Raw genomic sequence first — 26,999 nt, 5'->3', positions numbered from 1 at the left:
TTAAGATTTACAACGAAATGAGGCCGCACCTTAGTTTGGATATGAAAACTCCTAATCAGGTGCACAAACAAAAAGGCCAGCTACTGGAGCTGGCCTAAAAACTGTCAACCTATCTTAGGACGGGTCACTCGGTATTATGAAGCACAGTTCAACTGTTTACGCTTTTGCCCTGTTTGACGCCGTATTATTAGTGGTGCTATTTGACGGATTACTTCTGCGCTTAGCTGGTCGTTTAGCGGCACTTCCTTCACTTCCTGAGCGTCTTCGACCTGCAGGCTTTCCACTGCTATTGTTGCGCGAATCCGATTTACCTGCGCGCGGATTACCGTTTCCGCTACGGTTGCCTTGGCGTTGACCCGGCTTTTTATTCTCGCCACTTCGTTTACCTTCGCTGCCGCTCTCACCTTGTGGTGCTTTCGGCTTTTTCGGCTTCTTGGGCTTTTTAGGCTTAGAAAGCGTGGTAACAGGCACGGCTTGCTGAGGCTCGAAGCCTTCCAACGTTTCACGAGGAAGCAGCTTTTGAATCAGTGTCTCAATATCTTTCAGGTTTTGCAGTTCTTCAGCACATACAAATGACCAAGCCTGTCCACTAGCGCCTGCGCGCCCTGTACGACCAATTCGGTGAACATAATCAGCAGCCGTATTGGGTAAGTCTAGGTTTACAACGATAGGCAATTCATTAATGTCGATGCCGCGTGCTGCGATATCGGTAGCTACCAGCACTTTAATTGCGCCATTTTTAAAGTCAGCAAGCGCTTTAGTTCTCGCTCCTTGGCTTTTATTACCGTGAATCGCGGCACTTGGAATTTTTGACCGAGTTAGCTTTTCTGCAATACGGTTAGCGCCGTGTTTCGTGCGGCTAAATACTAACACCTGCTCCCACTTCTGCTGTTTGATCAGACAAATAAGCGCGGTCGTCTTTTTAGATTTATCAATGGTCACTAAGTGCTGCTGAACCGCTTCTACCGTGGTATTGGCTGGCGCGGTTGAAATACTCACAGGGTTGCGCGTTATTGTTTTCGCCAGCGCAGTGATTTCATCAGAAAACGTGGCTGAAAACAGTAAGCTTTGGCGCTCTTGTGGCAATAGCTTCAATACTCTCTTAATGTCGTGAATAAAGCCCATATCAAGCATTCTGTCGGCTTCATCCAATACCAACACTTCAAGCTGAGAAAACTTAACAGCGTTTTGCTGGTAGAGGTCAAGCAATCGTCCAGGCGTAGCGATTAACACATCTACACCTTTACGCAGCTTCATCATTTGAGGATTAATCCCTACACCACCAAATACCACGGCAGTTTTTAACGGCAAAAACTCGCTGAACGCTCTGATGCTCTCTTCTACCTGAGCAGCAAGTTCTCGCGTGGGTGTTAAGATAAGTGCCCGAACATTGTTGCCAGATACAGGTTGTCCTTCCATCAATCTCTGTAAAATAGGAAGTCCAAATCCTGCAGTTTTCCCTGTTCCCGTTTGCGCAGCTGCCAACACATCCTTTCCTTGCAATACTTCTGGTATTGCCTTTTCCTGGATTGGTGATGGTGTACTAAACCCTCGTTTTTCAATAGCTTTTAACAAGGGTTCAGCGAGCCCTAATTGGGTAAATGACATTAATAAACTCCTGTCATAGGTATTTATAAAAAATTGCATACCGCAAAGGTATAAGCGTTAGTGCTTTATTGCTAACCGTGGGGGTTATAGATTACTGGGAAAACCTAAAGAGATACGCCATTGCCAACTTGGCTTATTGGTGTTTGACATCAAGAAAAGAACGTAGGTGTTTACTCTTACAAATTGCGCGCGGAGTCTACCACTAAAAGCCGAAAGCCACCAGCGCATTTTTTGTTCAAAATCTAGTTAAGCCTGTCTGACGTTTCACTTAATAAGTTCCGATTTACATAGCTTAAGAGCATGGGAAGTATTATCGGCTTTTCGCACTAAGGGAATGGTCTTAAACCGTACTGTCTTCCCTCATTTTTAGGAGAGATATTGTTATATTTATATTTTTATCAAAACGATAAATATCTATTTAATACGAATTTTGCGACCTAGAAACGTAAACTTTTCAAGTAACAGAGTTTAATTATATTTATCAATACCTTAAGACATTTAGCTTTTAAAAGTGTGCGTTAAAAAAACAAGTTAAACAGGACTCTTCTACGTAAAAACACCTCAAAACCTTTGAAATTAAAGTCAACTTGATAGCCAATTTCTGTTGGATAGATAAAAAAAGCTTTACCATATTTGTTATAACAGATAAAAAGCGCGCAGTTATTCCACGCTCAAATTACATCCACGCTGCTGCAGTGTGGTAAACAAGTGAAGTAGAAAACATGAATGTTGATAGTTTAACCCAGCACTTTGAGGAAAAGTTGGCTTTAGTCAAAGCATCGGTGATGTCTGACAGCTTTGTTATCCAGCTTACAACAATCGCAATTATTTATTGCGTTGCGTTTTTGCTTGCACGACAAGTAAAAAAGCCATTTAAGTTTACCCGAGAAAAGCCACAGCAAGGCGCACATACTATGCACGGCTTTTTATACAATCTGGGTGAGGCACTATTCCCGCTTATCACCATCAGTATGCTAAAGCTTACTACCGTGTTGGGGGCGCAATTTCAGTTTGATGCATGGCTATTGGAAATAGCCGTTGTTGTAGCACTAATGCTGTTTGTTAATTCCTTGATTACTGGTTTTGTCGAAAACAACACCATTGCAGCGTTTATGCGATGGGTGGGTTTACCTATCCTATTTTTACACTTAGTTGGCGTGCTTCCGCTGATAACTTCAGCATTGGAGTCAATGGCAATATCAGTCGGCAATGTTGAAATATCAGCGTATGGCGTAACAAGAGTGCTATTGTTTGGTGGCTTGCTGTTCTGGCTAGGCCGCAGCTCGAACGCCATTGGTCAAGATATTATTCGAAACCATAAGTCGCTCGACGTTTCTACCAAAGAAGTGTTCGCAAAGCTGTTTGAAGTTGCCCTGTTCTGTGTGGTGTTTCTTTTATTGCTTAACGTCATGGGAATTAATCTTACCGCATTGGCCGTGTTCGGAGGTGCAGTAGGTGTGGGTTTAGGCTTAGGTCTGCAGTCCATCGCATCAAACTTCATTTCGGGCATCATTATTCTGTTGGATAAATCGTTGACCGTAGGCGATTACGTTGAATTGGAAGACGGGCAGAAAGGTATCGTCAGAGAATTTAAAATGCGCTATGCCGTATTAGAAACTTATGACGGTAAAGATGTACTGGTGCCTAACGAAAAGTTTATCAGCTCCTTGCTAATAAACTGGACACACAAAAACCAAAAACAACGTTACCGCATCGACTTTTCTGTCGCCTATAAAACTGATATCCGCGCGATGGTAGAGATTATTAAAGAGGCAGTATCGGAACACCCGCAGGTGATCAGTGGCGACGATGTTCCATTTGAAGAGCTGCCTGACTGTGAAATAGATAGCTTTGGCGACTCTGGCGTTAACATGTTCGTTGAGTTTTGGATGGAAGGGGTGGACGATGGTAAAAACCGCGTGGGTGGCGATTTGCTGCTTACTGTGTTTGAAACATTACGCGAGCACAACATTGAAATACCGTTCCCTCAACGCGAAGTAAGAGTTATCAACGAACAAGGCATTGGTATTCGAAATACCACACCGTAGCTAAACTCGCTCATGAAATGAGTGCTTTCGGTCATACCTTCGCGCTGGCTAAAACCTAGCGCGAAGTGTATCCCATTGCCACTCTTGGGCAGACAGACCTAACGTCTGGACAAACTTTGCATAGTCTTCTTTGCCCATCGCTGACGCTACGGTTTTTAATTGAGATTTGGCTTTTATTGCTTTTACCTGCAGTAACTCCAATCGCTTATCGGCACTTGAATCGAAGTTTTCACTGATGATTGCATTCGCTTTATTGGTCGCTTCCCACGCTGTAATAACAAAGCCCACCAGCTTTATGTAAACACCTACCATACGCTTTCGTTCAAATATGTTCTCAAACAGTGAGCCAGATAACGACTTTTGGAAACTGGCCTCTGTTTCTAAGGCAACAAATTGCTCGGCGTTCTCTAGCTCATTCAACACATTGTGTAAAAGCTTAATGTGGGCGTGCGTATTAAGTGCGTCGACGTGAAGTGCATTAATATCGTCGCTTAGCATTTCTAAATTGACCAACGTTCGTTGAAGACTAGCCATTGTGGTAATTGTCTGTAGAAGAAAAAAATAAAGGTTCAGTGTATCGAATTCAAGATGGGTTTACGATGGTCTCGCGGGCGTTTTAATCACATTAAGAATTCATAACACAACTTATAGAAATCAATTAAAAAGGGCGCGGAAGCGCCCTTTTAGTTTTTATGTCTATTGAGAATTAGTTGTTAAGCTAATTCGCGATAGCAGTTATACCGCATCTATTTACCCAAGCTGGCGTTTAGATCGTGACGTAAATCGAAACGGTCTAGCGTCATCACTTTGGTCCAAGCGTCGACGAAGTCTTTAACAAAACGGCTTTTCGCGTTGTCGTAGGCATAAACTTCGGCCACTGCACGCAGCTCACTGTTTGATCCAAAGACCAGGTCTACAGGCGTACCTGTATACATAACTTCACCAGTAGTTCTGTTTACACCTTCATATACCGACGGGTTATCTGTTTTTCTCCACTTAACGCCCATATCAAGAAGCGTTACGAAGAAATCGTTGTTAAGTGTGCCTACTTTGTCAGTAAATACACCGTGGCTAGTGCCACCTGTGTTTGCTCCCAATGAACGCAAACCACCAAGCAAAACAGTCATTTCTGGTACTGTTAGATTAAGCTGATCGGCTTTGTCTACCAGCATGTCGGTTGGCGAACGATAGCTAGCTTCTGCGTTGTAATAGTTTCTAAACGCATCGGCTGTTGGCTCTAACAATGAAAACGAATTAACGTCTGTTTGCTCTTGCGTAGCATCAGTTCGACCCGGAACCACTGGCACAGTAACCTTGACGCCAGCATCTGCCGCTGCTTTTTCAATTGCTGCCGCACCGCCAATCACAATGAGGTCAGCAAGAGACACTTTCTTCTTAGAAAACATGCGTGAATTGTAGTCTTCTTGCATCTCTTTAAGCTTAGAAACAACGGCTTGAACGGTTTCAGGCTCGTTGGCTTCCCAATTCATTTGCGGTTCAAGGGCAATACGAGCACCGTTCGCTCCACCGCGTAAATCAGATGCTCGGAAGCTAGATGCTGCCGCCCATGCTGTTTTCACAAGTTGCTGAACGGTTAAGCCACTGTCTAAGATGTCAGCTTTAAGTTTCTTAACGTCTTTTTCAGAGATCGCTTTATAGTCAGCTTTAGGCACTGGATCTTGCCAGATGAAGTTCTCTTCTGGGATATCGTTACCCAAGTAACGTGCCTTAGGACCCATATCACGGTGAGTTAGCTTGAACCACGCTTTAGCAAATGCCGTTTGATACTCTTTGGGATCCGCTAAGAAGCGCTCGGCAATTTTTCGATACTCTGGATCATACTTAAGCGCCAAGTCAGCTGTAGTCATCACAGGAGGATTTTTCTTACCTTCTACGTGAGCATCTGGTACTGATTTATGAAGCGATTCATCGGTAGGGATCCACTGGATAGCGCCAGCAGGACTGCGAGTTTGCTTCCACTCAAAGCCCAATAAGTTTTGAAGATATAGGCTCGTCCATTTAGTAGGTAGCTGTGTCCAAGCACCTTCCAAACCGCTCGTTACTGTGTCTTCTGCATTGCCTTTACCGCAATTATTCTTCCAACCTAGTCCCTGCTCTTCTAGGCCTGCACCACCTGGCTCAGCTTCTAAACAATCAGCAGGCTTGTGTGCGCCGTGCATTTTTCCAAATGTATGACCACCCGCTATTAGCGCAACGGTCTCTTCATCATTCATCGCCATACGGCCGAATGCAGTGCGAATATTTTTCGCAGATCCCATCGGATCAGGCACACCTTTAGGGCCTTCAGGGTTAACATAGATCAAGCCCATGTGCGTTGCCCCCAACGGGCGCTGAAGCTTACCGTCGCGCTCTTCACGATCGCTCGCAAGCATTTCCACTTCTGGGCCCCAATAAACCATGTCAGGTTCCCAGTCGTCGGTACGACCACCCGCAAATCCATAGGTGTCAAAGCCCATGTTTTCCATGCCTACGGTACCCGCAAGGATCATTAAGTCGCCCCAAGATAAACTTTCACCGTACTTTTGCTTAATAGGCCAAAGCAAGCGACGCGCTTTATCAAGGTTTCCGTTGTCTGGCCAGCTGTTCAGCGGATCAAAACGCATTTGACCACCGTCACCACCGCCACGACCATCTAGCGTACGATAGGTACCTGCACTGTGCCATGAAAGTCGAATGAAGAAAGGACCATAATTTCCGAAGTCGGCCGGCCACCAATCTTGAGAAGTAGTGAGTAGCTCATTAACATCTTTTTTTACTTGGTCGAGATCTAGCTTAGCGAATGCCTTTGCATAACTGAAATCATCACCTAGTGGGTTTGAGCGATTATCGTGATCTCTTAACGGAGAGAGATCGAGCTGATCAGGCCACCAAAATTGATTATTTTTCGCTTGAAAAGCTTTAGCAGTGCCCGTGCCTTTAGCACCCGCAGGCTTACTAATTTGATCGTTGGCAATAGCCCCTGTTGCACCAAGCGATAGGGCAACAAGTACTGATACTGTGGTTTTTTTAAACCTGTTTATAGTCATGGTCTTTTCCCGTCTGAGTTTGTTGTAGTTACCAAAGCGTGAGTGCGAATCACACCACTAATTTGTTAACATTTTGTTTACCTCATAAGCAGTTAAAAGATAGACAGGCTTAGAGAATATTTACAGTTGATAAAATGAATTCAACTGATTAGAAAATCCAATCAATGAAAAGTTGATTAATTTCAATACCTTAAAAACCCAGTTCACTTTATGACGTAATCGACTGTCGCTCAGTAGAACCATGTAATGCGGAAAATGAGCTAGATCTGTGAATCTCTTTCAGAGATTGGGAAATTTTTTCGCTTTTTGAAGAGTGAAACTTTTCCATACTTTCTATAAGCGGCTAAATAACCAACTAAAAAGTGCCGGTTTATGTAAAGTTTTCATCTAATTGAAATACATTCTGCAATTTCTACCATGGCACAGCAATTGATACAGAGATGATGCAATTAAAGACGCATTAACTTCAGATAAGAAGTCGATGGAATGTTAAAGAAGTAATGAGGATGAACTTATGAAAAACACACTTAAGACACTTACCGGACTTGCAGCTGTTGCCTCTATCAGTGCTATGGCTTCATTCGGTGCGCATGCTCAATCAAATCAAATTGAAGCAAAAGACAGTGGTTTTTATGTAGGTGGTAATTACGGTTACCTACGCGTTGAAGGTGAAGATGACTTTGACGATGACAAAGATGTTTGGCAAGGCCTTGTTGGATATAAATTCAATGAGTGGATTGCAATTGAAGGTGGTTACATCGATTTTGGTGATTACGGTAACGACCTTGCAGGTGCTGAAACAGACGGCTACACAGCGGCGATCAAGGGTATTCTTCCATTAACAGAGCGTTTTTCTCTCTACGCGAAAGCAGGTCAACTTTGGTCAGAAACCGAATATAACTTTGCTGGCGTTTCACGTGATAACGATGACGAAAGCTTGTTTGTAGGCGCAGGTCTAAGCTACGCGATTACTAGTAACTTTTTAGTAAACGCCGAGTACACTGTTTATGATACAGAGCTTGATGCAGACGAAGCGTTTGATGACATCGACGACACCGATTTTGAAACCGATCTTAAGCAAGCCAGTATTGGTGTTGAGTATCGTTTCTAAGACATTGGTTGCCTCACGTTTAGCAACGTGACTTAATGAGAATGCTAAAGCCTTGGCAACACAGCCAAGGCTTTTTACTTTTTGCTACCCATCTATTTTCTGGATGAGCTGCGCCAGTTCCTCAATTTTTGACACTGTCGTTTTAACTAAGTTGTCAATTTCATTGGATGAGGACTGGGAGTTACCTGCTAACGTTCGTACTTCATCAGCCACAACCGCAAACCCTCTTCCCATTTCACCTGCTCGTGCCGCTTCTATCGCTTAATAGTCTTCGGATAAAACTTAATTTATCTAAGGCCTGTTTTTCCAACTGTGAATATTAAACTCGTTTTACAGTGAAAATATTACACATTGCAAACTGATACATCTTACACACGAGCTCAAAAACTCTAATTATCAATAAAAATCATTTACTTACATTTTTCGCTCTTACGTTTTATAGAGGTACAAATTCTGCAACAGAATACAAATAGTGAAAAATGAATAAATAGGAAACGTCACATGCAATCAGGAAAGAGTGTATTTCAACCCGGTCAAAACTGTTGGGTAGAGAGCAAGGCTCGCTTTTCTACACCTTTGATAGATTGCGGAAACTATTATAAAGCCTTGCACAGCTCTATCGTTAAAGCTAAGCACAGTATCTTCATTGTGGGATGGGATATAGATAGCCGCATTCGTTTGCTGCGAGGCGACGACGAAGCGAACAGTGAAGCGCCGAGCGTAATAAGTGATTTACTTAAGTGGAAAGCTGAGCAAAATCCTGACATTAAAATTTACCTGCTACGTTGGGACTCATCGCTAGCCTTTTTCGCGCAGCGCGAAATGTGGGCAAAGGAAGTGTGGGAAGAAAAAACTCCAGACAATGTGCAAACCGAGCTCGATGACACGATTCCGATGGGCGGAAGTCAGCACCAAAAAATTGTGGTTATCGATGATGAACTCGTATTCTCAGGTGGAATGGATGTATCCACTAACCGCTGGGATACTCGTGACCATCCCGTAGTTTCAGAAGAGCGTGATGGGCCTGATGGGGAGTATGGACCTCTTCATGATGTGCAAATGGTATCAAGTGGACCTGTAGTAGCCGACTTTTCAAAATTAGTTCGATGGAGGTGGCAGCGTGTTGCTGACTCTTCACCTATTGATATCCGCGAGGACGCGCGCATTGATGAAAATGCCCCGTTGCCTGATGCTTGGCCACAAGATTATCCTCCCCTTTTTGAAGACGTAGAGTGTGCACTTGCCAGAACAATTCCATTTATGGATGAGGTCGAGCCTGCTCAAGAGGTACGTCATATGCTGCTTGATCTTATCGGTGAAGCAGAGTCTGTAATCTACATTGAGAATCAATTTACAACGCGTCAGGAGATCGCTGAAGCGCTGAATAAGCAGCTCAAACTGAAACCTAATCTTTCGGTCATTATCGTAAGTTCCTACGAGCCAAAAGGTAAGTTTGAGTGCGAAGCATTTTGGGCAAGCCGCATAGAATTCAAGGAAATTTTAGAAAAAGGGATTGACCCTAAGCGAGTAAAACTGACTTATTCTTCAATTGAAGACATGCAAGGCCGCAAGGCATACAAGCGCATCCACTCCAAAGTGATGACCATTGATAACAAATACCTTGTTATCGGGTCATCAAACTTGAGTAATCGCTCAATGACGCTAGACACCGAAATCGACACGGTGTTGTTTGGTAACACCAAAGACAATCAGGCGTGTATTGAGCAAGTGAGAAACGACTTACTCGCAGAGCACACGGGACGCGATATTGATGCAATGCCAGCGTTATTCAACAATGAATATCCGGTTGAAGCATTAATGCAGGATCAGATAGCACACGGCTACGTACTTACCGAAGTTCGCGATGAGGTGTTTACCGAACAATCCGTTAAGAATGTGTTCAGAGCGTTATCTGACCCTGAAGAACCCCTTATTTCGGTGCCAACTTTTGATGGAGCTGCTATGCCTGCACGTAACCCAAGACGTCGCAGTATTATGATTTTGATTGGTCTTGCCATCATTGCTGTTCTTGGCGGGCTTATGTTTTGGGCTAGCCAGTCCATACCATGGTTAAGTTCCGACAGCATTAACGCCTTTTTAGAGAAAAGTCGTGGAACCTACTTTGCTCTGCCTACCGTGTTGCTGGTTTATGTGGTCGGCGGCGTTTTATTCTTCCCGGTCACTGTACTGTCACTTGCTGTGGCTGCTATTTTTGGCCCTATATGGGGGCCCATCTACGGCATCATGGGAGCACTAATGAGCTCTGCAATCATGTTTGGAATAGGCAAGCTATCAGGCAACGCGGGGCTTAGAAAAATTGGTGGTCCAAAGGTAGCTGCCGTTGATGAAAAACTAAAGCGTAGCGGAATCGTTGGCGTCGCGGCCATTCGAATGTTGCCTGTAGCGCCCTTTAGTTTGGTGAATTTGGTAGCGGGTATCTCATCTATTGGCATTTTCCAGTTTTTAGTAGGGACATTTTTAGGCATGTTCCCGCCCATGATTGCGAAAGGGCTTGTGGGTGATTCGATAGCACAAATTTGGCAAAATCCTTCTGTGGAAACCATTAGCTATTTAGTTGGCGGTATCGTTTTATGGGGCCTTATGATTTGGGGCTCGCAAAAATTTGCCCGCTACTACCAAGCTCGGAAGGAGTCGGGGAATCAAGATACTGCCAGTGATAATAGTGACAAAGATGAGGTAGAGAAATGTGCCGCATAGTGACCTACAACATTCACAGCGGAATAGGTAGAGACAAAAAGCACGATTACAAACGCATAGGGCAATTCTTGGCAAACAGTGGCGCCGACGTGGTGCTGCTGCAAGAAATGGATACTCGTCCCTCTGAGCGAAGTACAGCACAGGACGTTAAAGATATCTGCGCTGAAAACACGTTTAAGCTCATTCCATCACCAGCCATTAGGGAATCTGATGGCTGGTATGGCAACGCCATCCTAACTCGCTTTGACGTATTAGCGCACGATACACTGGATGTCAGCCAAAACGGGCGACAGCCTAGAAATGTTCAGATTGTAGAGCTCAAGACAGAGAAGACCCCCCTTACGGTGGTGAATACCCATAAGGGGCTTAAGAAGCTAGAACGTCGCTCACAGTTTTCTTTGCTTCATGAGCACCTTTCTTTGAAGATGAAAGAGAAGCAAATCCCTCTAGTTCTAGCCGGTGATTTCAACGAGTGGCAGTTTTTCTCAAAAGCGTTTAAAGCACTTAACGAATTGCTATTACAGCAAAAAGTGGGGGCAACATTTCCAAGCCACTTTCCTGTATTTGCACTTGATAGAGTATGGGTGTCTGACGACATCAAGGTAAAAGCGTGCAGAAAATTAAAAAATGCGAAAACTCGAATCTTGTCAGATCATTTACCAGTGCTTGTTGATATTGAACTGCCCCAGAACGACTAACCCAGTGCTCTTTTGCACTTAACGGGTTGCATTATTCTCGTCGTACGCGAGATTTAGCATCATTTTGTGTTGGCACAGTGCTATGCAGGTTGCGCTATGAACGATGAAGCGGCAAACTCTAACGTACCGCACCAGTGTTTCAGTGCGTTTTCTTGAGCCACTACTTTTCTGAGAATATCAATGATCGGACTGCTATCTAGCAGCGTCTTTGCACTTTTGTTTGTCGCAGCGAGTACAGTACGCTGCATTTCTGGCTGTGTTATTTTCAGTGATGAAACTAGGCCAGACTCCTTTAAATGAAAAATAGCTGATGTAGGAAGGATCATCACGCCTTCTCCCTGCATAACTTGCCTAAGGCCAGTCATGAGTTGTCCAGAATAAGCCAAATCGTGCTGCAAACTAACGCCCGTTGCTTTTTCATAGTCAGCAATTAGTTGACCCAATGCATCTTTGTTACCCGGTGACAGCAAAGGTAATTCACTGATTTCCCAAAAACGGATCGTCGTTCTATCTCGAAGCTTGGCGTATTGTTCACACGATGAGGAAGCAGAAAAAACCAAATGAAGATCTTCTTGAATTAGCGGTGTGACTCGCATGAATTTAGGGTCGACAGCTTGCTGATAAGTAAGCGCAACATCCACCTGCTTTGACTCAAGCCAATCATTAATGGTGTAAGACGGTCCAGTGCTGATTTCGACTTTGAGCCCTTTATGGTTCGCCGTTATTTCCGTGAGCAGCGGTAAAGAAAGCACATTGCCGATTGACGGTAGCATGCCTATTTTTACTACCTTCTTTTGTCCGGTTTGAAAGGCTTCCAATGCGGCCTTAACGTTGTCTATTTCGGTTAGCAGCTTTAATGCATGTTTATAAAAAACTTCGCCCGCCGATGTTAGGTTTACTCCCGAAAAACTTCTTTCAAGCAGCGTCGCTTTCATCTCTCTTTCTAAACTTGCTAACTGCTGACTAATGGCGGGTTGAGCGATATCCAATGCTCTCGCTGCCGCAGCAATACTACCCTTACGCACAGTCATAACAAAATAATGCAGCTGTTTTGAATGCACTTGCCCTCCTTACAAAAGTGGTGAGTTCTAGAACGGGAACGGTTTAATGAAGACGGCAGCAACGAATATGCCATTCCATTAAGTTATATGAAGCAAAATTGTAAAAATGGGCTAAAAGCAGTGGGGCATGAAAATCTTGTCTTCCCCCATACTTAAGTCTAATAGCATTAAATTAGCGCCCTGTGAGACAGCTCAATATTTTTCTTATACCCCTGAATAATCTTCTTTCTTCCTGCAAAGCCAAAGAGTTTTTAGCCTTGTTCTTGTACACGAGTGGCTAGACAACAATAACAAGATGCTTCTCGCATCAAAGTAGTGCTCGTGCGTGCCTAAAAAGAGTGCAGATTTTAATAATCCACACCCACAAAACTAAGTAGCAATAAGCACGATTGGGAACACAAATGAAACAGAAAAAGCTCCACACTGCAGTACGTTACGCACTTACCGGATTAACACTTTTCACTACTTCATTGCTTGTACAGGCGCAAGAAGTGACTGAAGAAACCACAGAAGCCAAAGACCTAGAACGCATTGCCGTTGTTGGTGCCCGCGGTGCACCGCGTTCAGTAACCAGCTCTCCTGTACCGGTTGATGTACTCACCGCCGAAGACGTTGAAGCCGTTGCGTTTACCGATATGAACAATGTCCTTATGACACTCGTTCCCTCTTATTCCGTAGGCCGTCAACCCATTTCCGACGGCGGAACATTTATCCGTCCAGCAACGCTTCGAGGTATGCCCACCGACAAAACACTTGTTTTGGTTAACTCTAAACGACGTCACAGGGCCGCACTTGTTTCAATTGGCGGTTCTGGCACACAGGGGCCAGACATCGCAACTATTCCAACCGCAGCAATTCAAAGTGTTGAAGTGTTGCGCGACGGTGCAGCTGCGCAATATGGCTCAGATGCCATTGCAGGTGTTATCAACTTTCAATTAAAAAATAACACCGAAGGCGGCTCGTTCACTGCCGACTACGGCAGCTACTACGAAGGAGATGGCGATCAAATTACCGTTACTGGGAATAAAGGTTTCGCGTTAGGCGACGATGGCTTTTTCAGTATTTCAGCCGAATATTCTGACAGCGAAGCCACCTTTCGTGGTGAGCAATATTGTGAGCCATGGTTCTGTGTGGATGACCAGTCAGATCAATACATCGCTGATGCTACGGCCATGGCCAACAGCGTTCATGGTTCAGACGTAGTCCAACCATGGGGGCAACCAAATACAAGCGGGACGCGTGTTTTCTTTAACGCCGGTTACGCACTATCCAGTGAACTTGAACTCTACGCATTCGGTAACTATTCAGAAAGTGAAGGTGACGGTTCATTTTATTATCGCTATCCAGGCAATGGCACCATTGAAGACATTCGACTTGAGGACGGTTCAATCTGGAACCCGCTAGAGTTTTTCCCCGGTGGCTTCACGCCTCGTTTCTTCGGTGATGTGACTGACTACTCATTTGTTGGTGGTGTTAAGGGCATGTCGGGCGACCTTACTTATGATATCAGTGGTCGTTACGGCAATAATGAAATCTCTTACACACTAGCCAATACCATTAACCCGTCACTGGGTAACGAGTCACCTACTTCATTTAAGCCGGGTGACTTAACCAACGAAGAAACACAGATTCAAGCTGACTTCACCTATGACTTGAACCAGTATGTTCTTGCCTTCGGTGCAAGTTACTTAGACGAGTCATACGAAATATCTGAAGGCGAGCTAAGTTCCTATTTTGCAGGCTCTTACGCCACATCCGACCCTTGGGAGTTTTGTAACGACGACTACACCACTACGGCACTGGGCGCTGCTGTCATTGCTAACGGTTCAACTCTGAATTGTGCCAACTACACCAGTGCTGACAGTAACGACGATGGGGTTGAAGATGATGGATTCGCTGGAGTAGACGCCGTTTATACTGTTGTAGGCGTTGGCTCCAACGGCTTCCCTGGCTATTCACCAGACTATTCGGGCTCATACGAGCGTGACTCATATGCGGTATACACGGATATCTCTGGTGACATTACAGACGAGCTGTTTGCTCAGGCTGCGCTGCGTTATGAAGACTATTCTGATTTTGGCTCAGAAGTAGTATACAAAGTAGCAGGGTTCTATCAGTTTAGTGATGAAGTAGGCTTTAGGTCGTCTTTTGGCACTGGCTTTAGAGCTCCTACTCCAGGTCAGCAAGGCACCACCAACGTATCTACACGTTTGCCCGATGGCTTCCCAGTAGCAACAGGTTTGTTCCCAGCCGGCGGCGAAGTAGCGCAGGCGCTTGGTGCCAACGAGCTTTCACCCGAAAAATCGACCAACTTTACGCTGGGCATGACTGCGAACTATGGCGATTTAACGCTCACTGTTGATTACTACAACATCAAGCTTGAAGACCGCCTTTACTCTGTGTCTACCCGAGATGTTTCCACCACTGTCGTTACCGATCCTCAAGCAGACGGTTATGACGCCTACCAAAACTATCTAGCCCTAGCAGGTGCCAATGTTTCTGGCGCCGAGTCCATTGGTGGTGTGTTCTTCTTCCAAAATGCTTTCGATACCGTAACCGAGGGCGTGGACGTTGTTGCTACTTACAAGATGGAATCGAAGTATGGCGCAACCGTGCTAACCGGCTCTGTGAATTACAACAAAACAGAGTTCGATTCTGATCCGAGTGAATACTTGAACGCTGAGGATCAGTTCGACTTTGAAAATGGCCGCCCCGAAATGCGTGGTGTTTTCTCAGTTACCCACAGTTACGACGTGTGGTCTGCCGTTGCACGTCTTAGCTATTTTGGCGAATACGAAAATGCGGGAAGCGATGACGGGGTAAACGCCACGAATATTCAAACCTTTGGTGACGAATATATGTTCGATATAGAGGGCTCCTATCTTATTAACGAAAACCTCACCCTGTCAGTGGGGGTAAGAAATCTCTTCGACAATTACCCAGATGTGAGTACTAACGGCGACGCCTGTTGCGGTGAAGTCTATGACTCTGCCTCGGTGGTTGATTGGCAGGGAGGATATTACTACACCCGACTTGCAGCCCGTTTTTAACTGGCTCCTTGCAAACACCGACATAAGTCGGTGTTTGTGTATGTAGTTAACTGTATATAAGAAAAACTTAAAAGGTCATTCATGTTTAAAGCTGTTTCATGCGGAGTAAAAAGCAAATGGAAATAGAGCTACTGTGGTTTGTAGTTACTTTGTGTATAACTGGTGCCATTGCAGGTATCACGGCAGGTCTGTTTGGTAATGGCGGGGGGTTTGTTGTCGTGCCTGCTCTTCTCGCTGTTTTTCCGTTTTTTACTCCTCCATCAGAAGCCCTCGTTAAGGTAGCCATCGGAACATCATTGGCATCCATTGTTGTATCAAGCGCTCGGTCAGTGATGGCGCATCGCGCTAAAGGTGCGGTGGATTTTGACATTCTTCGCTCGTGGAGTATTTGGCTTATTCTTGGCGTTGGTGGCGGGCTGCTCATCGCAAACAACTCCAGCGCCAATGGTTTAACGGTCGTGTTCGCCGCTGGTGTTCTACTTTACTCCGTATACTTCCTTTTCCCTGAGTTCGTTGTAAGACCCGGGCTTGTTTTCGATATGCCTAAAGGCATAGGCAAAGCGGTTTTGGCGTTTGTTCTGGGTGGTTTCTCTGCTCTGCTTGGCATAGGCGGCGGTACGCCAACAGTAATCACTATGGTGATGTGCCAGCGCACCATTCAACAGGCTGTCGCGACCGCCGCAGGCGTCGGCTTTCTTATCGGGCTTCCAGGGGCCATTGGCTTTTTGTTTATGAAGCACCCTGAAACCGCCTCGTTGCCGGTAGGCACTATTGGCTACATCAATATACCTGCGCTTATTGCTATCAGTATTGGGGCAATCTTTACCGCTCCAATCGGAGCCAAAATGGCGCACAACTTCAGTGAAAAGAAGCTAAAGCGCTTATTTGGCATCTATCTCGTCATTGTTTCTAGCGCAATGTTCTATAAAGCCATTTAAAAGAAGAAGGAGACAACCCGTGAGTTATAACCGTTCAAGACGCTTGTTTATTGGTGGCACAGTTGCAGCGTCAGCAATAGGTGCGAGTGGCATAAGTCACCTTGTGAGCGCCCAATCTGTTAGCGCAAGCGCCTCCCCATCGTCTGTTATGTATGGACCAAAGCCTGGGGTTGCAAAGCTCAATGCCAATGAAAACCCGTTTGGGCCGAGCCCGAAAGCGCTAGACGCTATCGCAAAAGCATCGGCGGAAGGTGGAGCCTACTATGCTTATCCTGCCGCTATGACACTATTGGATATGATTGCCGAGCGCTATGACATTACTCGAAAGCACATTTCTTTGAGCGCCGGTTCAAGCCCTATTCTTTCCTACGCCGCCCTTGCGGCCAGCAAGAACGGAAAAATTCTGGGCCCGGACCTTTTTTGGGACACCACGTCTAAAGCACCTGAAAAACAAGGTGCGCCAGAAATAGTGAGAATTGCTAATACGGCAGAGCTTGATATTGACCTTGATGCCATGTACGCCGCAATAGACGACTCTATTGGTATGGTGCACATTTGTAACCCGAACAATCCAACGGGAAAAGTGCTCGATCCGAATAAGCTTCGCGAATTCTGCATAAAAGCATCTAAAAAAACACTGGTGTTGGTCGACGAGGCATATAACGAGCTTATCGATGAGCCTCCTAAGCATTCAATGATTCCGCTCGTTAAAGCTGGTCATAATGTCATTGTAGCGAGAACCTTCTCAAAGATTTATGGCTTAGCAGGTATGCGCGTGGGCTATTTAATCGCATCAGAGGAAAACACTGAGTGGATCAATCGCTATGGCATGGGCGGCTATACATTGAATCAAGCAGGCCTTGCCGCGGCTATCGCCAGCTACAATGACGATGCCTTTTTAACTTTCTCTAAAGAGAAAATTTATGAAGGTAAATCTATGGTTATGGACGCAGTAAAAGCAAATGGATTGACAGCGCTACCTTCTAGTACTAACTTTATTTTTGTTAATTTAGGTGACGGCAACGCAGAGTACTTCCGCCAAGCCATGGCTGAACAGGACGTGCTGATTAGAGGAATCTACCGTACGTACGACAACTGGTCTCGCGTAAGTATGGGAAAAATTGGCGATGTAAAACGCTATGTTGATGCCATGCCCAGTGCACTTGAAAAAATGTACACTATGCAAAATACTTAGCTGCAAGGGTGTGCATTGTCGGCCGATGCACACCTCGCTACTTATAGACTTAAATTTTCTGCTACTTCCTCGTTTACTCTCCTAGTCATTTTCAACTAAAAGTCTAATACGCATAAAAGTCACTTCTGTCATATACTCATTTTAAAGCGCCACTGCTCAAAGAATACGCTGATTGGAAAATTTTTACGGTATTGTTGCAGTAACGCTAAAGTTGCACATACTTTACTAAAAAGGCATCGCATTAAATGCCGCTCTAGGAGGCTCTAAATGTCAATTTCTGTATTAGTAGCTGATGATTCTAAGTTGTCGAGGCGTAGTGTGATTCGCTCACTTCCGCAAGATTTAGAGTATGACATCACCGAAGCAACAAACGGGCAAGAAGCCATAAATGCGCTGTCAGAAAGTGAATTTGCATTGGTACTTTTAGACCTAACCATGCCAGAAGTTGACGGCGTTGGTGTGTTGGAATTCTTGCACCAAAGGCCCGACGCCCCAAATGTAATTGTGATTAGCGCTGACTTTCAGCCAGAAAAACAGAAAATTGTCATGTCTCTGGGGGCAAAGCGCTTTTTACGCAAACCGCTTGATAAAGAAGAATTAGCAATGTCGTTGTTTGAGTTGGGGTATCTATGAGCATTGTACTACCACTAGACGAAGAGCAAAGAGATGCCCTTCAAGAACTCCTAAATATTTCCATGGGGCAAGCGGCTAACTCTCTTGCGCAGTTAATTGAAACCAAAATTGATATTTCTATCCCAAAAATCTCAGCGGTTACTCCCACCCAGCTTTACAGTCTCTTATTTGAAACCGAAGACGCTTTCTATACCCGTCAGTCTTTTTTAGGCGACGTACACGGCGAAGTGATGTCTGTGCTATCTCAAGCTGGATTAAGTGAGGTCGCAACGTTAATGGATTACGATGAACCATTAAGCAAAGAAGACATTCAAGAGATTATCTTGGAGCTTTGTAACATTTTGGCAGGTGCGTGTTTGGCTGGTCTTTCCGACCAGCTGGAGCTTACCACTAACTTGAACATGCCCACGTTATTCTTGCCTGATAAAGCGAACTTCGATGAGTTGCAATGGCAGCACAGCTTAGTGATGGAAGTGCAGTTTATTATCGCGATCTCGTCGTTTAGCATGCGCGTTGTTTTCTGCTTAGACGATGAGTCTCTTGCACGCATGAAAGACACATTGGATGAGTTACTCGCATAATGTTTGAACAACTGGTAGGTAAATTACCTGTCGGAATTGGTATAGTCGATGAGAGCTTTAAGGTTGTTTATCTAAACGACTTCTTTTTAGATCGACTTCCTCACAATATGCGCGACTGCTATAAAGAAACGCCAGTTGTTGAGTTATTTCAAGGACAAGGTAAGTTTCTAAAACGTAGACTAAAGTCAGTTTTTGTACTGCAGCATCCTAGCTTTAGCTATTGGGAACAACGCCCCCACATCTTTCCGTTCAAGAGCTCTCGCCCTATAACGGGTGAAGAAACACAGATGTATCAAAACATGGAAATCTTGCCCATTAAAGACAAAAACACAGGGCAAAAATTGGCGTGTATTTTTCTCCAAGATGTGACCGCCCAAGCTAGCTATTTTAGAGCCCAGCAAAAGCTTTCAGAAGCGCTGAAAAAAGAACACGAAGCGCAAAAAAAGTTAATTCGCAAACTCGATACCGCACAAAGTCAGCTTATTCAAGCAGAGAAAATGGCTTCTACTGGTCAGCTAGCGGCGGGGATAGCCCACGAAATTAATAACCCTATTGGTTTTGTGAGCGCTAACCTCAATACACTTGAGCAATACGCAACTCACCTTATTGCGATTTGTGATGGCGTTCAGGGGCAACTCGAACACTTCACCGACGAACTTAAAGAGCAGATTGACGCACTGTTTGAGTCTAATCACTACGACTTGTTAAAGGACGATATTACTGAGCTAATTGCCGAATCGACAGACGGTCTTACCCGCGTAAAAGACATCGTCGAAAACCTTAAGAACTTTTCGCTGGAGACTACCGAAGGCGTGCAGATAGTAGATATCTGCGCCGTGTGTCACCAGCTGATCACGCTTATTTCCGCCCAGTACAGCACGCCCCAATATAAATTTGAATGTGAATTAGAGAAAGTGGAGGTAATGGGAAACCCTGGGCCGCTGAAACAGGCGCTAATGAACGTCATGATAAATGCAGCGCAGGCCATAGAAGATAGGGGCTTCATTAAACTTACTGTGCTCGATTCACCTACGTTGGTGACCATCAAAATACTGGACTCGGGTTGCGGTATTCCTACAAAACATCTAAAGCGAGTCTTTGAACCCTTCTTTACTACAAAGCCCGAAGGGCAAGGCCAAGGGCTGGGCCTTTCTGTGGCTTACATCGCCATTGAACAACATCAAGGTAAAATATCTATTAGCAGCAAAGAGGCAAAAGGAACCGTGGTAGAGATCACCATTCCGAAACAGCCTGCAGCACAGCCCCCGTCCAGTGAAGATAATGAAGAGAATAAAGAAAACGAAACGGAAAACTCTCAAACGGCCTAGAAAACAGATAGCCCAGTACAGAGTCAGACGTTGTTAATCCTCACTCTGTTTGTATGTCCTCTGACTGAACTAACAAGCAAGCTTTTTTACTTCACAGGCTTTAAATGTATACACACCCTTGCTGTTTAACGTCCGCGAAATGGCTCCTTCATTAAGCAAGTAATTAAGGTGAGACAAACACTCTGCTACTGCAAACACCATGTTGCGACTAGAGAGCTTGCGCTTAAACATAACCGGTAATAGCTCTACGACCGTTTGAGGTTGCTCGCAAGCATTTAACAGTGCTTTTAGGTGCTCGTGATGATGAGCAATAAGCGAATCTACTCGCTCATGCAGGCCGATAAAGGGTAGCTTGTGAGCAGGTAATACTGTCGCATCTTTGGGCAAATTCTTGAATTGCGGCAGCGTAGAAAGGTAGTCGTCTAAGGTGTTGGCATCAGGCTCTGTTGAGTAGGCGCCAATGTTTGGCGTGATAATCGGCAAAATATGATCGCCTGATATGAGAATATTTTTTTGCTTATTGTAAAGGCACGCATGCTCAGGAGAGTGGCCGCGGCCAATGATGATCTGCCATTCGTTACCGCCAAGCGACAGCGTCATACCATGCTTTAGACGTGTGTAGCTAATAGGTAGTGGTGAAACGACGCTGCTGTAGCCGTTGCCTTCACCAGAAGTAAGCTTTGCGATCATGGATTCGTCTAAACCTGCTCGTTGGTAGTATTGCACATCCCGGTCATTCGTTGCGCCATTTCTTCCTGCCGCAAACGCTCTGGCAGTAAAGTACTCAGTTTGAGACATATAAAAGGGAACATTATACGTGTCGGCTATCCAGCCCGCTAACCCTACATGATCAGGATGTAAGTGCGTAACGATGACACCAACTATTGGCCCGTCTAATTGCTTGAATATACGCTCCCACAGCGCTTTGGTGGTGGACGTTCCTATGCCAGTATCAATGACCACCCAACCGCCTTCACCGCGGATCAGGTACAAATTTATGTGGTCAAGTTCAAATGGAAGCGGCATTGTTAGCCAAAGAACACCATCGGCCACTTCTATTAGCTCGCCCGGCTCTACCTGTTTATCGAATAGATATTCCATATCGCCCTCACCTTTTCTATCGTGCATGGTCTAACGTGCACAAAGACTGTACGTTTTCGTTTTAACTCGCGCTGCTTACAAAAACAAACATATCTGTCGAATAGAGATCTATAGGAGTAGGTGATAACAAACGTTATACTAAGCCTACTGCCGTTTCTCGTGCACAGTGGTAGCGCATTTTTATTACACCTTTGCGCCAGTTATTGAACAGATAATGGTAATGCGAGTTTATAAAACGTACACGCCCATGAGGCTATTTAAAGAAATTAACGTCAACAAAGCCGGTTAGTAAATTAGATTCATGTCAGCCTCAACAATACAACAAGGGTTCATACTCAATAAAAGTACGTTTACCCGGCGAGGCAAGGTGTATGTTGAGCTATGGGTTAAAACGCCCAGTAGCACCGCTAGGTTAATTTCTTCACCCCAATACCCCACTTGCTTTGTATCTGTTGATCACGCCAATGATTTACGCAATATCGCCGAGCGTATTTCTGCAAAGATCAGTATTTCAGATGACGGGTTTCACACGCTGGAACAAGTTCCTGTTGCGACGGTAAAAACCGCAACCGAATCACACATGCATCAGCTTCGCCAGCATGCGCAGGAAAGCAGTATTGTATTGTACGAAGCCGATATTCGCGTTGCCGATCGCTACTTGATGGAGCGCTTTGTGTATGGCGCGGTGGAATTCCTGGCCCCGCAAGATTTCGACGATACGTCACAGACCGTTATAGAAAATGCGCAAATCAGACCCTGTCAATTCAGAACCACATTTACATCACTTAGCATAGACATCGAATGCAATGATAATGAAGAACTCTTTAGCATTGCGTTAGCCGGTGAAGGACTCAACGTTGTGCTGCTACTATGCCCACCACATTTTGTTGGGCAAACATTGCAGGGACAAGAAGACAGCGCGTACGAGCTCATTACCGTTGAATCAGAAAAAGTATTGCTTGAAGCATTTTTTTCTTATCTTACATCCTACGACCCAGATATCATTTTAGGCTGGAATGTTAAGCAGTTCGATATGGCGGTACTTGAACGCCGCGCTAGGGCTAACTCGCTAAAGTATGCTATCGGCCGCCATGGCAGAGAGGCTTCTGTAAGACAGTGGGAGGATCAAACCCTCGTTGATGTGCCAGGACGATGCGTCATTGATGGTATCGAAGCACTAAAAACAATGACTTATCAATTCGAGTCGTTCTCGCTCGATCACGTATCTGAAGAACTGCTTGACGAAAATAAGCTTATTCAGGCTGCAGACAAGCTTGAAGCGATAAAGCGTCTTTATCATAGCGACCCTGTTGCACTCGCTAACTATAACTTTAAAGACACGGAACTGGTCAATCGCATTCAGGATAAAACCCAATTTATCGATTTTCTGGCGCTGCGCAGTATTCTTACCGGCCTAGATATGAGTCGCCCCGGAGGGTCAGTGGCCGCGTTTTTAAATGTGTACTTGCCTAAGCTTCACCGCAAGTCTTATGTCGCGGGGGTAAGACCTGAAAATGGAGGCTTGGCTAGTCCGGGTGGCTATGTCATGCGTTCCCAGCCAGGTTTATATAAAGACGTTTTAGTCCTCGATTTTAAGAGCCTGTATCCTTCCATCATTCGTACATTTAAAATCGATCCGTTGGGACTTGCAGAAGGGCTTAAGTCCCCCCACACGGCGATAGAAGGTTTTAAAGGCGCAGTATTTAGCCGCGAATCTCATTTTCTACCTTCCATCATTGAAAACCTATGGCTTCAGCGCGACGAAGCCAAAAAACAGAATGACGCACCGCGCTCTCAGGCCATCAAAATATTAATGAACTCCTTCTATGGTGTGCTTGGTAGTGGAGGTTGCCCTTTCTACGATCCTCGCCTGGCTAGCTCAATCACATTAAGGGGTCACGAGATTATGCAAACCACTGCGGGTTGGATTGAAGAACTAGGCTATACGGTTATTTACGGCGATACCGACTCAACATTTGTTCATGTAGAAGGGAATGATGCACTGGGTACGCCCCCAGAGACTGGACTTGAGCTCGCTAGCATTATTAATCGAAAGTGGACAGAGTTACTAAAAAGTGAGTTCGACATTGATTGCCACTTAGAAATTGAGTTTGAATCTCACTTTTCTACGTTTTTTATGCCGACGATCCGAGGCTCTTCCGAAGGCAGCAAAAAACGTTACGCAGGAATGAAGGGCGGTGAACTTGTCTTTAAAGGCTTAGAAAATGTCCGCTCTGATTGGACGGTACTAGCTAAAACCTTCCAGTACGAGCTGTACAAAAAAGTGTTTACTGGACAGCCTGTTGTAGACTACATAAATAGCACGATAGCAGCGATAAAGTCCGGTGAAATGGATCACGCTTTGGTCTATAAAAAGCGGCTGCGAAAGCCTTTGTCGTCGTATACCAAGTCGCTACCTCCCCACGTAAAGGCAGCGCGATTAGCGGACGAGTACTATAAAGAACAGGGGTTGCCACTTCGCTATCAGTTTAATACTACCATTGCTTATGTTATTACAGTACAGGGCCCTCAAACAGCAGAAACCGCCACGGCCCCCCTTCAATATGACCACTATATTGAAAAGCAAATCCAACCCATTGCCGATAGTATCTTGCCTCTTATTGGCCTGAATTTTGAGACAATAGCGAACGATCAACTCTCGCTGTTTTAATCTCATTAATGGGGTTCTATCTATATCTGAGAACAGCTTAAGTTTGACGTATGAAGATCTTGCAAACACTGCGACAATTTAACATAGCAATAACATTGAAAACCTCGCCTTAAATTTTTATTACCTCACTAAATCAGTTAGTTATGCATTTGGCACATTCAATGAATAATGAATTACGTAAGTCATTAGCGGTGTCAGATTGAAACTTACTTCCAATCTGCACCTATTTTGAGGTCTGTGGACCTAGTGGTTAGGGCAATTGAGCGCCCGAGTTCACTGTAAAAGCCAGAAGGAATTTGATTATGAAGATCACAAAACTAAGTATGATTACCAGTGCTGTTATTGCTGCAACACTATCTGCTTCAGCAGTAGCAGGCCACCACGAAGAGAAGATCTCGATGGGATTTAACGCAATGGATAAGGATGGAAACGGCTATATCGTCGGTTCAGAGTCTTCTGGCGTTATTGACAGTAAGCTTCTCGCAAAAATGGATACCGATGGTGACAGCATGATTAGCCGTGTTGAATTCAACACGTTTGTTGATGAAAAACCATCAATGTTTAGCGACGACATCATTACTCAGGTGAAAACTGAAGGCACCAATGACGCTCTACTCTCGGAAAAGGGCAACCCTGAATTATTCTCTAAAGCAGACGGTGAAATGATATCAGAGAAGAATAAGGAGCTTCGTACTGAAATGTCAGCCACAGCCGACAATAAGTTTACTGAAATCGATGTAGACAGCGACGGTAAGCTTACAGCCGAGGAGTTAAAGGTTGCACATGTCGAAGGTGACTTTGAGATGATGGACGAAAATGGCGATTCTTACGTTACCCGTATGGAATATCGTGCCTACTTCGAAGGTATTGAGTCTGAATAGACGCTCACCTCTCGTAAAGTAAAAATTTTAAGGAAGCCTCCTTCGTCGGAGGCTTTTTTGTTTCTTTAAAGTCGAGACAATTTTCTTTAGACATCAAATACATTGTCACTTTTAGTTATTACTCTCCTTTCAGCGTGTACGACGAGTCACACAAATTCATCGTTGAATAACCCCATATACGACTAACATCTTGTCGACAAAACCCGTTTGCAACAATATTGTTAATAAAGATTGAATTATTTGTTTTACTCGTTGCGTATTCAGCATTTACTGCAATTGTTGCCATTGGTTATTTGGAACCAAAAGCCGAAACAGCCAACTCTATTATTTATATATAAATCAGATGCGTACGCGCATGGAGGCAAGATATGATGGAATCAAAATTTACACCGAACTCACTACTCCCTCTTCAGAAAAGTGAGTTTACTGGCTCTGATGACGCTGAGCTGACGTCGCTCACTATCGGTCAGTATTTCAAAAATGTTGTCGACAATTATGGCGATAACCCAGCGATTATTGTAAAACATCAAGACGTTAGCTGGACCTATCAGCAGTATTGGTATGAAGTAGAACGTGTTGCTTGCGGCTTACTTGCAAACAGTGTAGAACCTGGCGACCGTGTGGGTATATGGTCTCCGAACAATATCGAATGGTCGATCGTACAGATGGCCACTGCGCGAATCGGGGCGATCATGGTATGCCTGAACCCTGCTTATCGCCCTGATGAATTAGCGTTTGCTATTAATAACGTTTCCGTAAAATACTTAGTCATGGCGCAGTCATTTAAGCAGTCAAATTACGTCGCCATGTTGAAAGAGCTTGCGCCAGAAATAGACAGCCAAGATAAGAACACACCAAGGCGTCCTCTAACGCTTGCTAAGTTGCCTTCACTTAAATATGTATACACTATTGGCGATAAGCCTGTAGAAGGATTACAGGCTTTTTCTGCATTGCAAATAGAACCAACGGAAGCGCTTAAATCTCAGTTGGAGGCCGTTGAATCGAACCTTAGCGCGAATGATAACATCAATATTCAGTTTACCTCCGGCACCACGGGAAATCCGAAAGGCGCAACGTTAACGCACCGAAACATTCTAAATAATGGGTTATTAGTATCACAAGCAATGAGGTTCACACACAAAGACAAACTTTGTATTCCCGTACCGCTTTATCACTGCTTTGGAATGGTATTGGGCAACTTAGTTTGCTTAGCATCAGGTGCATGTGCAGTATTCCCCGGGGAGTCATTCGACCCTGAGACAACACTCCGTACAGTAGAAGAAGAAAAGTGCACGGGATTACATGGCGTACCAACCATGTTTATTGCCGAGCTCGAACTATCCAACTTCAAGAGCTTTGATCTATCAACACTAAGGACAGGTGTCATGGCAGGTAGTACCTGTCCAGAAGAGCTCATGCGAAAGGTCCATAGTGAATTTCATATGACAGAAGTCGTCATAGGTTATGGTCAGACAGAGTGTAGCCCTATCAATCATATTACTGACATTGACTCGCCATTTGAAAAGCAGGTCAAAACTGTAGGGCGCGCTATGCCCCATACAGAAGTGAAGATCATAGATCCCCAAGGCAATACGGTGCCTATTGGAGAACCGGGTGAGATTTGCGCGAGAGGCTACTGTGTAATGAAAGGTTATTGGGGTGATGAGGTTAAGACCAAAGCCACCATAGACGATGAAGGTTGGCTCCATTCTGGAGATCTTGGAGAAATGGACGAAGAAGGCTATGTCACTATTGTTGGTAGAATAAAGGACATGATTATTCGCGGCGGCGAGAATATTTATCCACGAGAAATTGAAGAAGTCTTATATCAACATGCGGATGTGTCAGACGCCGCTGTCTTTGGTATTCCTGACAACAAATATGGCGAGCAAGTATGCCTATGGATTAAGGCAAAGGAAAATCGACATATTGACGAAGATCAGATACGCGACTACCTTAAATCCAAACTAGCCTACTTTAAAGTACCCAAATACATCAGCGTTGTGAAAGAGTACCCAATGACAGTAACAGGGAAGCTTCAGAAGTTTAAAATGCGCGAATACATGATAGAAACACTGAAGAAGCAAGCCCTACAAACCGAAGCATAATCCCAGCAAATAGTGGGGTCAGAGTCGTGACTCTGACCCCACTATTTTTTTTCTTCCAAACGCAAAAAACCCGCCGTTAGGCGGGTTTCTTTTAATGGGACCTGGCAGTGTCCTACTCTCACATGGGGAAACCCCACACTACCATCGGCGCTAATACGTTTCACTTCTGAGTTCGGAATGGAGTCAGGTGGTACCGTATCGCTATGGCTGCCAGGAAAAACT

General features: G+C 44.8%; 18 protein-coding genes, 1 rRNA gene and 1 pseudogene. 13 read left to right on the top strand and 7 right to left on the bottom strand.

The genetic code is table 11. The features are described 5' to 3' along the window. Positions 1-156: 156 nt before the first annotated feature. Positions 157-1,608, bottom strand: a complete 1,452-nt coding sequence (locus tag MHM87_RS18870) for a DEAD/DEAH box helicase (protein ID WP_239260666.1) — start codon at positions 1,606-1,608, stop codon at positions 157-159. 722 nt (positions 1,609-2,330) lie between these two features. On the opposite strand from MHM87_RS18870, the gene MHM87_RS18865 reads away from it, so the two are divergent. Further along, positions 2,331-3,656 (top strand): mechanosensitive ion channel domain-containing protein, encoded by a 1,326-nt coding sequence (locus MHM87_RS18865; RefSeq protein ID WP_075176721.1) that lies wholly within the window; start codon positions 2,331-2,333, stop codon positions 3,654-3,656. 48 nt (positions 3,657-3,704) lie between these two features. Here MHM87_RS18865 and MHM87_RS18860 read toward each other — a convergent pair whose 3' ends face one another. Beyond that, positions 3,705-4,190, bottom strand: coding sequence for a hypothetical protein (locus MHM87_RS18860; RefSeq protein WP_239260664.1), 486 nt, complete (start codon positions 4,188-4,190; stop codon positions 3,705-3,707). Positions 4,191-4,402: 212 nt separating this feature from the next. Then, complete coding sequence (gene katG / locus MHM87_RS18855; protein WP_239260663.1) at positions 4,403-6,703, bottom strand: catalase/peroxidase HPI; 2,301 nt, start codon at positions 6,701-6,703, stop codon at positions 4,403-4,405. A gap of 514 nt (positions 6,704-7,217) precedes the next feature. Between katG and MHM87_RS18850 the strand changes: the two genes are divergently transcribed. Next, complete coding sequence (locus MHM87_RS18850) at positions 7,218-7,814, top strand: porin family protein (RefSeq protein ID WP_014949483.1); 597 nt, start codon at positions 7,218-7,220, stop codon at positions 7,812-7,814. An 84-nt stretch (positions 7,815-7,898) separates the two neighbouring features. Here MHM87_RS18850 and MHM87_RS18845 read toward each other — a convergent pair. After that, positions 7,899-8,075, bottom strand: a pseudogene (locus MHM87_RS18845) (methyl-accepting chemotaxis protein); the annotation flags it as partial. Positions 8,076-8,315: 240 nt separating this feature from the next. On the opposite strand from MHM87_RS18845, the gene MHM87_RS18840 reads away from it, so the two are divergent. Next, positions 8,316-10,532 (top strand): VTT domain-containing protein, encoded by a 2,217-nt coding sequence (locus tag MHM87_RS18840; RefSeq protein ID WP_014977396.1) that lies wholly within the window; start codon positions 8,316-8,318, stop codon positions 10,530-10,532. Continuing rightward, positions 10,520-11,230 (top strand): endonuclease/exonuclease/phosphatase family protein, encoded by a 711-nt coding sequence (locus MHM87_RS18835; RefSeq protein ID WP_014949486.1) that lies wholly within the window; start codon positions 10,520-10,522, stop codon positions 11,228-11,230. Before MHM87_RS18840 ends, MHM87_RS18835 begins: the two co-directional genes overlap by 13 nt. An 80-nt stretch (positions 11,231-11,310) precedes the next feature. On the opposite strand, the gene MHM87_RS18830 is transcribed toward MHM87_RS18835, so the two are convergent. Further along, a complete protein-coding gene (locus MHM87_RS18830) occupies positions 11,311-12,291 on the bottom strand; it encodes a LysR family transcriptional regulator (protein ID WP_014977398.1) in 981 nt (326 codons plus the stop codon). Positions 12,292-12,692: 401 nt separating this feature from the next. On the opposite strand from MHM87_RS18830, the gene MHM87_RS18825 reads away from it, so the two are divergent. From MHM87_RS18825 to MHM87_RS18800, 6 genes are all read left to right on the top strand, one after another. Then, positions 12,693-15,341 (top strand): TonB-dependent receptor, encoded by a 2,649-nt coding sequence (locus MHM87_RS18825; protein WP_110288090.1) that lies wholly within the window; start codon positions 12,693-12,695, stop codon positions 15,339-15,341. A 116-nt stretch (positions 15,342-15,457) separates the two neighbouring features. After that, entirely contained in the window at positions 15,458-16,279 is an 822-nt protein-coding gene (locus MHM87_RS18820) for a sulfite exporter TauE/SafE family protein (RefSeq protein WP_014949489.1), read from the top strand. 19 nt (positions 16,280-16,298) lie between these two features. Then, positions 16,299-17,474, top strand: coding sequence for a histidinol-phosphate transaminase (locus tag MHM87_RS18815; protein WP_239260661.1), 1,176 nt, complete (start codon positions 16,299-16,301; stop codon positions 17,472-17,474). Positions 17,475-17,741: 267 nt separating this feature from the next. Then, on the top strand, positions 17,742-18,107 hold the full coding sequence (locus MHM87_RS18810) for a response regulator (RefSeq protein ID WP_014949491.1): 366 nt from the start codon (positions 17,742-17,744) through the stop codon (positions 18,105-18,107). Next, positions 18,104-18,688, top strand: a complete 585-nt coding sequence (locus tag MHM87_RS18805) for a chemotaxis protein CheX (RefSeq protein ID WP_014949492.1) — start codon at positions 18,104-18,106, stop codon at positions 18,686-18,688. Before MHM87_RS18810 ends, MHM87_RS18805 begins: the two co-directional genes overlap by 4 nt. Then, positions 18,688-20,016 (top strand): ATP-binding protein, encoded by a 1,329-nt coding sequence (locus MHM87_RS18800; RefSeq protein WP_239260659.1) that lies wholly within the window; start codon positions 18,688-18,690, stop codon positions 20,014-20,016. The genes MHM87_RS18805 and MHM87_RS18800 overlap by 1 nt, the downstream gene beginning before the upstream one ends. Positions 20,017-20,085: 69 nt before the next feature. Here the strand turns inward: MHM87_RS18800 and MHM87_RS18795 are convergent, their stop codons facing one another. Beyond that, positions 20,086-21,117, bottom strand: a complete 1,032-nt coding sequence (locus MHM87_RS18795) for an MBL fold metallo-hydrolase (RefSeq protein WP_187447789.1) — start codon at positions 21,115-21,117, stop codon at positions 20,086-20,088. A 301-nt stretch (positions 21,118-21,418) separates the two neighbouring features. On the opposite strand from MHM87_RS18795, the gene MHM87_RS18790 reads away from it, so the two are divergent. The 3 genes from MHM87_RS18790 to MHM87_RS18780 all read left to right on the top strand — a co-directional run bounded on the left by MHM87_RS18790 (position 21,419) and on the right by MHM87_RS18780 (position 26,777). Further along, positions 21,419-23,788, top strand: coding sequence for a DNA polymerase II (locus MHM87_RS18790; protein ID WP_275443930.1), 2,370 nt, complete (start codon positions 21,419-21,421; stop codon positions 23,786-23,788). Positions 23,789-24,090: 302 nt separating this feature from the next. Further along, the gene (locus MHM87_RS18785) at positions 24,091-24,669 is read left to right on the top strand and encodes a hypothetical protein (protein WP_014977404.1); all 579 of its coding nucleotides are present in this window, start codon (positions 24,091-24,093) and stop codon (positions 24,667-24,669) included. A gap of 368 nt (positions 24,670-25,037) precedes the next feature. Further along, positions 25,038-26,777, top strand: a complete 1,740-nt coding sequence (locus MHM87_RS18780) for an AMP-binding protein (RefSeq protein WP_239260657.1) — start codon at positions 25,038-25,040, stop codon at positions 26,775-26,777. 99 nt (positions 26,778-26,876) lie between these two features. On the opposite strand, the gene rrf is transcribed toward MHM87_RS18780, so the two are convergent. After that, positions 26,877-26,992: ribosomal RNA gene (gene rrf / locus MHM87_RS18775) — 5S ribosomal RNA — on the bottom strand. Between the last annotated feature and the right edge of the window lie 7 nt (positions 26,993-26,999).

The organism is Alteromonas sp. Cnat3-28 (assembly GCF_022348265.1).
Classification (GTDB): Bacteria; Pseudomonadota; Gammaproteobacteria; order Enterobacterales; family Alteromonadaceae; genus Alteromonas; species Alteromonas macleodii.
The sequence above is the reverse complement of the archived record's forward strand: the minus strand, read 5'-3'. Positions and strand labels throughout refer to the sequence as shown.

Bases quoted from the DNA above. Each gene is read 5' to 3' on its own strand.
- katG (WP_239260663.1), bottom strand. From the start codon at position 6,703: ATGACTATAAACAGGTTTAAAAAAACCACAGTATCAGTACTTGTTGCC.
- MHM87_RS18870 (WP_239260666.1), bottom strand. From the start codon at position 1,608: ATGTCATTTACCCAATTAGGGCTCGCTGAACCCTTGTTAAAAGCTATT.
- MHM87_RS18860 (WP_239260664.1), bottom strand. From the start codon at position 4,190: ATGGCTAGTCTTCAACGAACGTTGGTCAATTTAGAAATGCTAAGCGAC.
- MHM87_RS18780 (WP_239260657.1), top strand. From the start codon at position 25,038: ATGATGGAATCAAAATTTACACCGAACTCACTACTCCCTCTTCAGAAA.
- MHM87_RS18790 (WP_275443930.1), top strand. From the start codon at position 21,419: ATGTCAGCCTCAACAATACAACAAGGGTTCATACTCAATAAAAGTACG.
- MHM87_RS18850 (WP_014949483.1), top strand. From the start codon at position 7,218: ATGAAAAACACACTTAAGACACTTACCGGACTTGCAGCTGTTGCCTCT.
- MHM87_RS18865 (WP_075176721.1), top strand. From the start codon at position 2,331: ATGAATGTTGATAGTTTAACCCAGCACTTTGAGGAAAAGTTGGCTTTA.
- MHM87_RS18825 (WP_110288090.1), top strand. From the start codon at position 12,693: ATGAAACAGAAAAAGCTCCACACTGCAGTACGTTACGCACTTACCGGA.
- MHM87_RS18795 (WP_187447789.1), bottom strand. From the start codon at position 21,117: ATGGAATATCTATTCGATAAACAGGTAGAGCCGGGCGAGCTAATAGAA.
- MHM87_RS18820 (WP_014949489.1), top strand. From the start codon at position 15,458: ATGGAAATAGAGCTACTGTGGTTTGTAGTTACTTTGTGTATAACTGGT.
- MHM87_RS18840 (WP_014977396.1), top strand. From the start codon at position 8,316: ATGCAATCAGGAAAGAGTGTATTTCAACCCGGTCAAAACTGTTGGGTA.
- MHM87_RS18785 (WP_014977404.1), top strand. From the start codon at position 24,091: ATGAAGATCACAAAACTAAGTATGATTACCAGTGCTGTTATTGCTGCA.
- MHM87_RS18835 (WP_014949486.1), top strand. From the start codon at position 10,520: ATGTGCCGCATAGTGACCTACAACATTCACAGCGGAATAGGTAGAGAC.
- MHM87_RS18800 (WP_239260659.1), top strand. From the start codon at position 18,688: ATGTTTGAACAACTGGTAGGTAAATTACCTGTCGGAATTGGTATAGTC.
- MHM87_RS18810 (WP_014949491.1), top strand. From the start codon at position 17,742: ATGTCAATTTCTGTATTAGTAGCTGATGATTCTAAGTTGTCGAGGCGT.
- MHM87_RS18805 (WP_014949492.1), top strand. From the start codon at position 18,104: ATGAGCATTGTACTACCACTAGACGAAGAGCAAAGAGATGCCCTTCAA.